The organism is Methyloversatilis discipulorum, assembly GCF_000385375.1.
Classification (GTDB): Bacteria; Pseudomonadota; Gammaproteobacteria; order Burkholderiales; family Rhodocyclaceae; genus Methyloversatilis; species Methyloversatilis discipulorum_A.
The window spans coordinates 3,489,948-3,502,177 of the sequence record NZ_ARVV01000001.1 but is presented as its reverse complement, the minus strand read 5'-3'; the positions used below and the strand labels follow the sequence as shown (position 1 = coordinate 3,502,177).

At 70.1% G+C, this 12,230-nt stretch carries 8 protein-coding genes; 6 read left to right on the top strand and 2 right to left on the bottom strand.

Going from position 1 to position 12,230, the window contains the following annotated elements:
- Window position 1: 1 nt before the first annotated feature.
- Both METRZ18153_RS0116320 and METRZ18153_RS0116315 read right to left on the bottom strand, forming a co-directional pair.
- Window positions 2-853, bottom strand: coding sequence for a DUF58 domain-containing protein (locus METRZ18153_RS0116320; protein WP_020165744.1), 852 nt, complete (start codon window positions 851-853; stop codon window positions 2-4).
- A 14-nt stretch (window positions 854-867) separates the two neighbouring features.
- Window positions 868-1,887 (bottom strand): AAA family ATPase, encoded by a 1,020-nt coding sequence (locus tag METRZ18153_RS0116315; RefSeq protein ID WP_019916915.1) that lies wholly within the window; start codon window positions 1,885-1,887, stop codon window positions 868-870.
- A 165-nt stretch (window positions 1,888-2,052) separates the two neighbouring features.
- Between METRZ18153_RS0116315 and msrA the strand changes: the two genes are divergently transcribed.
- The 6 genes from msrA to METRZ18153_RS0116285 all read left to right on the top strand — a co-directional run bounded on the left by msrA (window position 2,053) and on the right by METRZ18153_RS0116285 (window position 12,183).
- Window positions 2,053-2,607, top strand: coding sequence for a peptide-methionine (S)-S-oxide reductase MsrA (gene msrA, locus METRZ18153_RS0116310; protein WP_020165743.1), 555 nt, complete (start codon window positions 2,053-2,055; stop codon window positions 2,605-2,607).
- A 39-nt stretch (window positions 2,608-2,646) separates the two neighbouring features.
- Window positions 2,647-3,321 carry an FKBP-type peptidyl-prolyl cis-trans isomerase gene (locus tag METRZ18153_RS0116305; protein WP_020165742.1) on the top strand — a complete coding sequence of 225 codons (675 nt, stop codon included), beginning with the start codon at window positions 2,647-2,649 and terminating at the stop codon, window positions 3,319-3,321.
- Window positions 3,322-5,091 carry an autotransporter assembly complex protein TamA gene (locus tag METRZ18153_RS0116300; RefSeq protein WP_020165741.1) on the top strand — a complete coding sequence of 590 codons (1,770 nt, stop codon included), beginning with the start codon at window positions 3,322-3,324 and terminating at the stop codon, window positions 5,089-5,091.
- Between the two features lie 76 nt (window positions 5,092-5,167).
- Entirely contained in the window at window positions 5,168-6,883 is a 1,716-nt protein-coding gene (locus tag METRZ18153_RS0116295) for a type I secretion system permease/ATPase (RefSeq protein WP_020165740.1), read from the top strand.
- Window positions 6,867-8,165: an HlyD family type I secretion periplasmic adaptor subunit gene (locus METRZ18153_RS0116290; RefSeq protein WP_020165739.1), complete on the top strand. Its 1,299-nt coding sequence runs from the start codon at window positions 6,867-6,869 to the stop codon at window positions 8,163-8,165. Before METRZ18153_RS0116295 ends, METRZ18153_RS0116290 begins: the two co-directional genes overlap by 17 nt.
- 58 nt (window positions 8,166-8,223) lie before the next feature.
- Window positions 8,224-12,183, top strand: coding sequence for a translocation/assembly module TamB domain-containing protein (locus METRZ18153_RS0116285; RefSeq protein WP_020165738.1), 3,960 nt, complete (start codon window positions 8,224-8,226; stop codon window positions 12,181-12,183).
- Window positions 12,184-12,230: the final 47 nt, after the last annotated feature.

The following is a 12,230-nucleotide window of genomic DNA, read 5'->3' as shown; positions in this document are numbered from 1 at the left end:
GTCAGACGGCCTCGAAGAAATAGCGTGACAGCGCGTCCGCGTCGAAGCGGCCGGTCATGTAGAAGGGGCGGACACCGCGCGACGAGAACAGTTTTTCGAGCGCCTCGCGCCGCTCGGCGAAAGCGTCCTCCCAGCGGCGGCGTATCTGCGGCCGCAGCCACAGGCCGCGGCGGCGTCCGCTCTCGATGTCGCGCAGCGCGAGCAGACCTTCGCCCTCCGGCGCCTTCGGCTCGACCTCGTCCCAGATCACCATCGGCACGACGTAGGCGTGCGACAGCAGGTCGAGTGCGGCTGAAGTCTGTTCCAGTGGCGCGTGGAAATCGGAAGCGAGGAAGACCAGCGCCTGCTTGCCGGCGATGCGCGAACAGGCCTGGAAGATGCCGGCGGTCGAGGGCTGGTCGGCGCGGGCGCGGGCCAGCGATTCGGCCATCATGACGCCGGCGCCGCGCGAATGCATCGGCGCCAGCATCAGGTCGGTACGCTCGCTGGCGTCGTAGGCCAGCATGCCCAGCGCGTCGCCGGTGCGGAACACCGAGTCGCCGAGCGACAGCGCGAATTCCGACATCCGCTGGATCTTGCTCGCCGCCGAGCCGAAAGCCATCGATGCCGACACGTCGGCCAGCAGATAGACCGGAATGCCAGCGCGCTGCCGGTTCACCCGCACCAGCCAGCGCCCTTCCGGGTCGCGGATGCTGGCGCGCAGGTCGAGCCGGCGCGGGTCCGGCCGGTCGAACAGCGTCTGGTGGGCGATGAATTCCTGGCCGCTGCCGGTGGTCGAGCTGCGGTGCGCGCCGGGGCGCTGGCCGCCGACCCGCATCGGCATGCGGTAGTGAAAGTCGAGCTGGAAACTCATGGCGGCGGCGTGACTCAGGGCGTGGCGACCCGCTCCAGCATCTGCGCGATCAGCGCATCGGCCAGTTCGGCGCGGCGCAGTTCGTACACCGGGGTGAAGAAGACGCGATGCACCAGCGTCGACGGCAGCACGGCGCGGATGTCTTCCGGCGTCAGGTAGTCGCGTCCACTGAACCAGGCGACCACGCGCGCGGCGCGCATCAGCATGCCCATGCCGCGCGGGCTGGCACCGGCCAGGATCAGCCGCGACATATCCACGCCTTCGATCTGCAGGCCGTACTTCACCGGGTCGCTGGTGGCCGCCCAGATGTCCATCGCGTAGCGCTGCAGCGCATCGGAGGCGGTCACCGCCCGCTGGATGGCGGCGCCTATCGTGTTCATCTGCATCCAGTCGACCACGCCCGGCGTCACCGTGTCGATCAGCGCGTCGGTGTCGTGGAAGCGCGGATCGAACACCAGTGCGCGCCGGGTGTCGTCGTCCGACGGCGTCAGCATGCGCAGTTCGAACATGAAGCGGTCGCGTGCGGCGGAGGCCAGCTCGAAGGTTTCTTCCTTCTCGACGCGGTTGCGGTCGGCGAACACCGTCATGTGCGGAAAGCTGTACTCGCGGTTGAATGCGGACAGCGTGCGCTCGGCCATCGCGCGCAGCAGCAGCGACTGCACCTGCGGGCGGGCGCGGTTGATCTCGTTGAAGAAGAAGGTGGTCAGGCGTTCGCCGTGACGCAGCAGCGGACCGGGCTCGATGCGCGGCTTGCCCTCGCTGTCTACATAGGTGTGATAGACGAGGTCGTTCGGCATCAGGTCGACGGTGCCTTCGACGCGCTCGAAGTCGCCGCCGATGGCGCGGGCGAAGGCGCGCAGCACGGTGGTCTTGCCGACGCCGACGTCACCTTCCAGCAGCACGTGGCCGCGGGCGAACAGCGCAACGTTGATCAACCGGAGCGTGTCGTCCTGCCCGACCACTGCGCGACGCACTTCCTCTTCCACGCGCAGCGCGAGGCCACGCCAGTCCTGCAAGGCTTCCTGAGAGAGCATTAGCGGAGATTCCTGCTCGATTTATGGGTACGGGAAACGCGACGCACGATACAAGGTTTGTGTCCCGTCTGCATGTTGCAGCGCGAGGCATCTGTCTCATCGGATGAACCTCGTGGAAAGTGCCCGGTCGATCAGGATCGGGAGACCAACGACAGGGGGAGAGCGATGAATGCCGTGCCCACGCAGACCGTGATTCTTGGAGGAGGTTGCTTCTGGTGCCTCGAAGCCGTGTTCAACCGGGTCGAGGGGGTGATACGGGTCGAGCCGGGGTATGCCGGCGGCCACGTCGACAACCCGACCTACGATCAGGTCTGCGCCGGCCAGACCGGGCACGCCGAGGTGCTGCGCGTCACTTTCGACGCCTCGCTGACCACTTTGGACGCGCTGCTCGATGTGTTCTTCGCGCTGCACGACCCGACCACCGAGAACCGTCAGGGCAACGACGTCGGCACCCAGTACCGCTCGGTCGTGTTCTGTCGCGACGACGCGCAGCGGCAGGCGGTGCGCGCCGCCATCGACCGTCTCACGGCAGCCAGCACCTATGCTGCACCGGTGCGGACGCAGATCGAGGGCGCGGTGCAGTTCTGGCCGGCCGAGGATCACCACGTCGCCTACTACGAACACAATCCGCTGCAGCCCTACTGCATGGCGGTGGTCGCGCCCAAGGTGGCGAAGTTGCGCAAACTGTTTGCCGGGCGCGTCAAAACCCAGCTGCGCTGAGTACACTTCATTCTTTTCCAACTTCGCGGGATGAACACAATGACTTCAAGCACCACCGAAAGCGGCCTCGTCATCGAGGACACCACGCCGGGCACCGGCCATGAAGCGGCATCGGGTCACGAGGTCAGCGTGCATTACACCGGCTGGCTCACCGACGGACGCAAGTTCGACTCGAGCAAGGACCGCAACGACCCGTTCAGCTTCCAGCTGGGCGCCGGCCAGGTCATCCGCGGCTGGGACGAGGGCGTCACCGGCATGAAAGAAGGCGGCGTGCGCAAGCTCACCATTCCGCCGCATCTGGGTTACGGCGAGCGCGGCGCCGGCGGCGTCATTCCGCCGAACGCTACGTTGGTATTCGAGGTCGAGCTGCTGTCGGTCATCCGCAATTCGGGCGAGCTGGAAATCGAGGACATCACCGAAGGCACCGGCCGTGAAGCGGTGCCGGGTCAGCGCGTCAGCGTGCATTACACCGGCTGGCTCACCAACGGCCGCAAGTTCGATTCCAGCAAGGACCGCGGCCAGCCCTTCAGCTTCAATCTGGGCGGCGGTCAGGTCATCCGCGGCTGGGACCAGGGCGTCGCCGGCATGAAGGAAGGCGGCGTGCGCAAGCTGACGATACCGCCGCAACTGGGCTACGGCGCCCGCGGCGCTGGCGGCGTCATTCCGCCGAACGCCACGCTGGTGTTCGAGGTCGAGCTGCTGAGCGCGAGCTGATTGCGCCGTTTCATCCTCTGCGCCGGCCTGCTGCTTGCCGGCGAAACAGCGCAGGCGGCAGACGAAGCTGTCGATCCGCCTGATGAGCAGACGGCGCCGGCCGACGTCGATCACGGCCGCCTGACCATCGAGGCGCCGGGACTGCCCGAGCCGGTGCTCGACATGCTGAACACTCACGCCCGCTCGCTGCAGTTGCGCGAGCCGCTCGACGACGAACGCGCCGAGCGGCGCGCGCTGCGCCGCGTGCGCCGCGAAATGACCGAGCTGCTCGCCACCGAGGGCTGGTTCAGCCCCACCTTCGACATCGCCGGCCAGCCGCCGGTGCTGCGCATCGAGCCGGGCGAGCGGACGCGCGTGTCGTCGGTGTCCATCGTGTTCGACGGCGATCTGGCGGGCGAGGGCGACGAACGTGCGGCCCGCCGTGCCGCACTGCGTGCCGGCTGGCGACTGGCCGAGGGCCAGCCCTTCCGCCAGGCGGACTGGTCGGCCGCCAAGCAGACGCTGCTCGAAGACCTGACCGCGCGCGACTACGCGGCCGCCGTGATGGGCGACAGCCGCGCCGAAGTCGACCCGGACAGTGCGCGCGTGGACCTCAGCGTGCGTTTCGACAGTGGCCCGGCCTTCCGCTTCGGCGACATCGAGGCGACCGGGCTGGCGCTGCACGACCTCGATCTGGTGCGCCGTTACTCGACCATCAAGCCGGGCGACCCATACTCGACCGAAGCGGTGCTCGCCTTCGAGCGCTCACTGCTGTCGTCACCCTATTTCAGTTCGGTACAGATCCTCGCCGACGTCGACCCAGCCCGTGCCGACGCGACGCCGGTGCGCGTAGCGGTAACCGAAGCCAGTTCGCGCCGCCTGTCCTTCGGTGCCGGCCTGAGCAGCAATACCGGCTATCGCGGCGAGGTGGGCTGGTCGGACAACAATCTGTTCAAGCGTTCCTGGCTGCTCAACAGCGCGGTTCGGCTGGAACAGCTGCGCCAGATCGCCTTCGCCGACGTCATGCTGCCGCCGCACGAGGACGGCTATCGCGACAGCTTCGGCGTGCTGGCCGAGAACGCCGACATCCAGGACCTGATCACCCGCCGGGTCGGCGCCGGCATCGTGCGCGCACGCGTGAAGGGCGACGTCGAAATCCGCCATTCGCTGAGCTTGCAGCGCGAACAGCGAGAGATCGACGGCCTGGTGCAGAGCACGCAGCAGTCGCTGGCGCTGAACACCTCGTGGACCTGGCGCCGCGTCGACGATCTGTTCAACCCGCGCGACGGCTGGGTGCTGAACGCGCAGATCGGCGGCGGCGTGAAGGCCCTGCTGTCCGACGCCAATTTCCTGCGCGGCTACCTGAAGGGCCAGTGGTTCATCCCGGTCGGCCAGCGCGACCAGCTCATCCTGCGCGGCGAGCTCGGCCTGACCGGCGGCGTGACCGAATCGCTGCCGCAGGACTTCCTGTTCCGCACCGGCGGCTCGACCACGGTGCGCGGCTATGACTACCTCGAACTGGGCGTGCGCCAGGGCAGCGCCATCGTCGGCGGCCGCGCGCTCGGCGTGGCCAGTGTCGAGTATGTGCACTGGACGTCCGACACCTGGGGCGCGGCGTTCTTCGTCGATGCCGGCGACGCCGCCGACACGCGCGAGGATTTCAAACCCGCCTTCGGCGCTGGCGCCGGCGTGCGCTGGCGCTCGCCAGCCGGCCCGATCGCCTTCGACCTTGCCTACGGCGAACGGGAGCGCCAGTGGCGCCCGCATTTTTCGCTGGCGATCGCGTTCTGAGGCAAGGTGGTTTGACAAGCGGCCCGCCGGTGCCAAGATGGCGTCCGGATAAGACATAAGAACACGAGGATTCCGCTTGAACGCCTTCATCCAGGCCTGTCGCCGGCATCTCTTCTGGGCTGCACTGTTCAGCCTGGTGCTGAACCTGCTCGCGCTGGCCTTGCCCTTCTACACGCTGGAGGTGTTCGACCGCGTGTTCGCCAGCCGCAGCGTGCCGACCCTGGTCATGCTGACGCTGGTCACGACGATCGCGCTGGTCGGCATGATGCTGCTCGACCAGGTGCGCGCGCGCCTGCTGATGTCTTGCGCCTTCGGGTTGGACCGCGCGCTCGGCCCGCAGGTGGTGACGCGACTGTTCGCCGAGGCAGGATCGCCTGGCCATCCGGCGCAGACCCAGTACATCCGCGACATCGCCAATGTGCGTGGTTTCCTGACCGGGCCCGGCGTGATCGCGCTGTTCGACGCGCCGTGGGCGCCGCTCTTCCTGCTGCTCATCTTCGTCTTCCATCCACTGCTCGGCATCGTGGCGACCGTGGGCGCGCTGGTGCTGCTGGTCTGCGCCTGGGTCAACAGCCGCGTCACCCGTCACTACAACGAAGTGTCGGCCCGTGCGTCGCGCGCCTCCTCGCAGTTCATCGACGCCTCGGTGCGCAATGCCGACGCGGTCCGCGCGATGGGCATGGCGCCCGATCTGGGCCGCCGCTGGGGCGCGCTGAACGACGAGGTGATCCGCGCCGGTGCCGCGTCGCAGGCGGTCGGCGCTCCCTGGACCGGCCTTACGCGCTTCGTCCGTCTCTACCTGCAGGTGCTCATGCTCGGCTGCGGCGCCTGGCTGGTGGTGCGCGGCGACCTCGGCTCCGGCGCCATGATGGCCGGCACGCTGATCCTGGCACGCGCGCTGTCGCCGGTCGAAGCCATCGTGTCGAGCTGGCGCAGCCTGTTCGACTTCCGTGAGTCGGTGGCGAGGCTTTCGTCGCTGCTCGAAGGCAGCGAGCAGGCGCGCGAGCCGCATCCGCTGCCGCGGCCGATCGGGCGTGTCGACGTCGAAGCCCTCACTATGATGGCCGGCCAGCGCGTGCTGCTGCGCGGCGTCGGTTTCTCGCTGCAGGCTGGTCAGCAACTGGCCGTGATCGGCCCGAGCGGTGCCGGCAAGACCGCCTTGCTGCGCCTGCTGGCCGGCATCTGGACACCGGCGTCCGGCGCCGTGCGCCTCGACGGCGCGCGGCTGCAGGACTACCCGCCGGACACGCTGGGCGCGGCAATCGGCTATCTGCCGCAGAACGTCGAACTGTTCCCCGGCACGGTGGCCGAGAACATCGCCCGCATGCAGCCGTCGCCGGACGCCGACGCGGTGATCGACGCCGCCCGCATGTGCGGCGCGCACGAACTCATCCTGCGGCTGCCGCAGGGCTACGACACCGAGGTGGGCGAGGGCGGTGCCCAGCTGTCGGCGGGCCAGCGCGCACGCGTCGGCATCGCCCGTGCGCTTTACGGGGCGCCCGCGCTGGTGCTGCTCGACGAACCGAACGCCAACCTCGACGCCGAAGGTGAGGACGCCTTGCTCGACATGCTGGCGCGGCTGCGCGAGCGCGGCATCACCGCCGTCGTGGTGGCGCACCGGCCGCGCATGCTGCAGGGCATGGACAAGCTGCTGGTGCTGCGCGATGGCGTGGTCGAGCAGTACGGTGACTACGCCGAGATTGCCGCCCGCGTCACGCGCAGCCCGCGCGTGACGGCGTTGAATGACAGAGCGGCACAGCAGGGAGGTGCGCAGCATGGCCATCGAGCTTGATGCCGGCCTGCCGTCGCTGGCGCGCGACCGCGTGGTCCGCGCCGGGCTGTGGGTGATCGGCGGCACGCTGGCCGCGATGCTGGCCTGGGCGGAACTGGCGCCGGTTTCAGGCGCCGTGGTCGCCGGCGGTGAAGTGCGCGTTTCCGGCGAACGCAAGACGGTGCAGCACCTGGAGGGCGGCATCGTCGCCGAACTGCGGGTGCGCGACGGCGACGTGGTGCAGGCGGGGCAGGTGCTGCTGGTGCTCGGCGACGCACGCGTCGACGCCTCGCTCGACGCGATCGAGAACGAAATCATCGGCGAGCGGCTGACGCTGGCGCGGCTCGAATCGGAAAAACGCGAGCTGCCGGCACTGGCGCTGCCCGACGATCTCGTCGAGCTCGCATCGTCGCCGCGCTACCGCAGCCTGATCGACGGCGAACAGCGGCTGTTCCGCACGCGGCGCGACAACCTGCGCGAGCAGTTGGCTCTGCTCGAAGCGCAGGCGGTCGAGGCGCAGCGCGAAGCGTCCGACGTGCAGGTGCAGGTCGAGGCCGACCAGCGAGCAGTGGCGGCATTGCGCGAGCAATTGCAGGCGTCGGAGAAACTGGCCGAGCAGAAATTCATCCAGCACACGCGGCTGCTCGAACTGCGCAGCGGCCTGGCGATACGCGAGGCGGAAATGGCCGAGCACCAGGCCATGCTGTCGCGCACGCGGCAGAACATCGGCGACTTCCGGCTGCGCAAGGCGCAGCTGCGTGCCGACTTCGTGCAGCGCGCGGTCGACGAGGCGCAACTGACCGGGCGCAAGCTGCTCGACCTGCAGGCGCGGCTGAACCCCGCGAAGGACAGCAGCCTGCGCAAGGAGGTCATTGCGCCGGTGGCCGGCCGCGCGGTGAACTTGCAGGTGCATACCGTGGGCGGCGTCGTGCGCGCCGGGGAACCCATCGTGGACATCGTGCCGGACGAAACCGCGCTGGTGGTCGAGGTCCGGGTGCAGCCGCAGGACGTGGAAGAGGTGCACACCGGCATGCCGGCCGAAGTCCGGCTGGCCGCCTACAACGCCCGCACGACGCCGCTGGTCAGCGGAAAGGTGAGCTATGTGTCGGCCGACCGCCTGATCGATCCGGCGCACGGCAATCCTTACTACACCGTGCACGTGACGCTCGACGCCCGGCCGGCCGAGCGCATCGAGCCGGGCATGCCGGTCGAGGCCTTCCTGCGTACGCGCGAGCGCAGCATGCTCGACTACCTGCTCGATCCGGTGATCAACGTGACCCGTCGTTCGATGCGCGAAAGCTGACGCGCGAACGCCGGTGCCCGGACGCTGTCAGGTCCGGACACGCATGCCTGACTGAGCGATGACCGAAAGCGAACCTGCAGACAATTCCGCGCCGCCGCCGCGCCGCCGACGCCAGCTATTCGGGCTGGCCTTCACCGACCTCGCGCTGCTTGCCTTGCCCGTGCTCCTCGTCTATTGGGCGCTGGCGACGCAGAGCGGCTTGCGGGCAGTGGCCGCGGCTGCGCAGTGGGCCGTGCCGGCGCTGCAGATCGAAGTCGCGAGTGGCAGCCTGGTCGACACGCCGCGTCTGGCGCGGCTGGTGCATGACGACGGCAGCCTGCGCATCGACGCGCGGACGGTGGCGCTCGACTGGAGCGCCTCGGCGCTGCTGCGCGGCCGGCTCGATATCGCACGGCTGTCGGTCGACGAACTGCGCATCGCCACCTCGCCCAGCGACGAGGCGCCGGTGGTGCCAACCAGCCTCGAACTGCCGCTGTCGCTTGCCGCGCAGGTCGAGATCGAACGGCTGGTGCTCGCCGACTACGCGAGGCCTGCGGTCGACAACATCGTGCTCGACGCGCTGCACGCGCAAGTGGAATCTGACGGGCGTACGCACCGCCTGGATTCGCTGTCGCTCGGCACGCCCTGGGGCGCGCTCGACGGCCGGTTGCAGCTCGACGGCGCCGCGCCCTTCGCGCTGAACGGCGAACTGAACTTCAAGGCGGCCGACTACGCGGCGCAGGCCACGCTGGGCGGCGCGCTGGCCGAAGCGGCCGACGTCGATCTGCGCGCCAGCGGCTATGGCCTGTCGGGTACCGCGCGCGTCGGCGTGCGACCGTTCGCCGCGCAACCGCTGGCGGCGCTGAAGCTGGCGCTCGACGAATTCGATCCGCACAGCCTGCACCCATCGGCGCCGTCCGGTCGGTGGACGGTGCGCGCCGATCTGGCGCCGCGCGATGGCGACGCGCTTGCGCTGACCGGCACGCTGAGCGCGGCCAACGCCGCGCCGGGCCGTATCGATCAGGGCCGGGCACCGGTGACCGCGCTGACAGCACGCATCGAAGCAAGCGTGGCGGCGGTCGATGTGCGCGATCTGCGCCTCGCGCTGGCCGGCGGCGGCGCAGTCAGTGGCGAGGTCGGCTGGCGCAGCGCCGGCGACCTGCCGATCACCGCCGCACTGACGCTGCGCGACATCGACAGCGCGCAACTGCACGCACAGGGTGTGCGCACGAAGCTCGGCGGGCGCATCGATATCCAGGCCTCGGGCGCGCGCCAGCAGTTCGTTGTCGACCTGGCCGACCGTGGCCCCAGCCGCCTCGCGCTGAAGGCGAGCGGCCATGTCGCCGACGCGCTGCTCACGCTGGCGCAGGCCGATCTTTCCGCGCGCGGCGCTCAGGCCGGCGTGCGCGGCACGCTCAAGCTGGATGACACGCTGGCCTTCACGGTCGACGGTCGACTGCAGAAGTTCGATCCGTCGGCCTTCGTGAAGGCACCGGCCGCGTCGCTGTCGGCCCGCTTCGACGCCGCCGGCCGTCTGGGTCCGCAGATCGATCTGCGCGCCGCGCTGCACATCGAGCCGAGCACGCTGATCGGCGAACCGCTGGCCGGCCGCGCGACGCTGCGCCTGCAGGGGCAGCGCCTGTCCGCCGTCGATGTCGCGCTCGACTGGTCGGGCAACAGTCTGACCGCGCAGGGTGGCTTCGGCGGCGCGCAGGACGCGCTGGACTGGACCCTCGACGCGCGCAATCTGGCGGCGCTGCGCGCATTCACCGGGCAGACGCTGGCCGGGCGCGTGTCCGGCAGCGGGCGCCTCGCCGGCAGCTTTCCGGCGCCGCACGGACGCCTGCAATTGCAGGCTCGCGCGCTGGCGCTGGGCGAACTGGGCAGCGTGTCGCGCGCCGACATCGATGCCGAACTGGCTCCGGGGGCCGACGGTCGCCTGCGCCTCGCGCTCGACGCCGCCGACCTGCGCAGCCCGCAGGCGCCGGTGCCGGTCGAGCAGCTGCGCATCGACATCGCAGGCACGCGCGCCGCACATACGCTGGATGCCGACATCGTCGCCGGCGCGCTGCCGACGGAGCGCGGTGATACGCCAGCCAAGCCGTCGCTGAAGCTGGCCGCGCACGGCGCGCTGGGTGACGGCCCGGCGTGGTCGGGCATCATCGACCGGCTGGCGCTGGTGATTTCGTCCGAACTGAGTGCGACGCTCAGCGCACCCGCGCGGCTCAGCGCGTCGCCGCAGCAGGCGACGCTCGACGACGCGCGCTTTGCGCTGACTGGCGGTGGCGAACTGGTTCTGGCGCACACCGGCTGGACACCCGAGCGGCTCGATGCACGCGGCCGCGCCCGCGGCGTGCCGCTGCGTCTGGTGTGGCGCGACCGCGCCGCCGGCATCAATGTGCGCGCGCCGCTGAAGCTCGGCGCCGACTGGTCGCTGGCCGCACTGCTGGCCGGCGACGAGCGCATCGACGGCACGCTGTCGCTGTTCCGCGAAGCCGGCAACGTGGTGGTGTCGGGCGAAACGCGCAACGAACTGGCGCTGTCGGCGGCGCGCGTCGATGTGACCTTCGCCGGCCGCGAAGCACTGGCGAAGGCGGTGCTGGCCGGGCCGGACATCGGCGAGGCGCGCGCCGAGGTGGCGCTGCCGCTGCGCCGCGACGGCAGCCTGTGGCAGCCCGACCTCGACGCGCCGACGCGCGGCAGCGCGACGCTGGACGTGCCCTCGCTCGCCTGGGTCGGTCGCACGCTGCGCCTCGACATGAGTACCGCCGGGCGGCTGCGCGGCGACGTGAAGCTGGCCGGCACGCTGCGCGCACCTGAACTGTCGGGCCGCATCGACGGCGACGCGCTGGCGTTCGCGCTGGTCGATGCCGGTGTGAAGCTGGAGCGCGGCGAACTGCGCGCGCAGTTCGAGGGCGACCACCTGACGCTGCAGTCGCTCAGCTTCGAAAGCGACAACCGCAGCCCGCCGCCGGATGCACGGCTCGGCGCCGCCGTCCTGACGCGCGAACCGGGTCGGCTGTCGGCGCGCGGCAGCGTCGACCTCGCCACCACGCGCGCCGACATCGAGGTCGCCATCCGCCGCTTCGTGCCGCTGCAGGGCGGCGAACAGTGGCTCATGCTGTCCGGCGATGGCACGGTGCGCGGCTCGGCCAAGGAGGGCATGAAGCTGCAGCTGGCGCTGAAGGCCGACGCCGGTCTGTTCACCGTGCCGGAGCAGTCGGCGCCCACGCTCGGCGACGACGTGGTCATCAAGGGCCGCACGCCGGAAGAAGCCGCCGGCCCGCCGCTCGGCCTGGCGATCGACGTCGATCTCGGCGAGCGCGTCTACTTCAAGGGCCGCGGGCTCGATACGCGGCTGGCCGGCCAACTCGCGCTGCGCGACGAAGGCCGCGGCCTGCGCGCCACCGGCAACATCCGCACCGTCGACGGTCGCTACCGCGCCTACGGTCAGGACCTGGTGATCGAGCGCGGCGTCATCAGCTTCCAGGGCTCGGTGTCCAACCCCGGTCTCAACGTGCGCGCCATCCGCCCCAACCTGCCGGTGCAGGCCGGCGTCGAAGTCAGCGGCACGGTGCTGAAGCCGCGCGTGCGGCTGGTGTCCGACTCGGCCATGCCGGACAGCGAAAAGCTGTCGTGGGTCGTGCTCGGCCGCGGCCAGGACCGCGCCGGCGGCTCCGACCTGTCGCTGCTCGCCACCGCCGCCAGCGCGCTGCTCGGCGGCGAGGGCGAAGGCATCACCGGCTCGCTCGCGCAGGCGCTCGGCCTTGACCAGATCGCGCTGACCCAGAGCAGCACGACCACCGGCCCGCGCAGCCAGGTCGTCACCTCGTCGAACAACACGACCACCGTCGGCGGCCAGGTCGTCAGCGTCGGCAAGCGCCTGTCATCGAACGCGCTGCTCACCTACGAACAAGGCGTGGCCGGCGCCACCAGCGTCGTCAAGCTCACCTGGAACCTCACCCGCCACCTCGCGCTGATCGGCAGCACGGGGACCGAGCAGGCAGTGGATGTGAGGTATGTGTTCTCGTTCAAGTAGGGCGTGCGCGCCGCGGCCGCGTGCTTATCCATTCCGTGCATAATTGA

Excerpts from the sequence above, each read along its gene's own strand:
- METRZ18153_RS0116320 (WP_020165744.1), bottom strand. The coding sequence starts at position 853 with ATGAGTTTCCAGCTCGACTTTCACTACCGCATGCCGATGCGGGTCGGC.
- msrA (WP_020165743.1), top strand. The coding sequence starts at position 2,053 with ATGAATGCCGTGCCCACGCAGACCGTGATTCTTGGAGGAGGTTGCTTC.
- METRZ18153_RS0116305 (WP_020165742.1), top strand. The coding sequence starts at position 2,647 with ATGACTTCAAGCACCACCGAAAGCGGCCTCGTCATCGAGGACACCACG.
- METRZ18153_RS0116290 (WP_020165739.1), top strand. The coding sequence starts at position 6,867 with ATGGCCATCGAGCTTGATGCCGGCCTGCCGTCGCTGGCGCGCGACCGC.
- METRZ18153_RS0116315 (WP_019916915.1), bottom strand. The coding sequence starts at position 1,887 with ATGCTCTCTCAGGAAGCCTTGCAGGACTGGCGTGGCCTCGCGCTGCGC.
- METRZ18153_RS0116285 (WP_020165738.1), top strand. The coding sequence starts at position 8,224 with ATGACCGAAAGCGAACCTGCAGACAATTCCGCGCCGCCGCCGCGCCGC.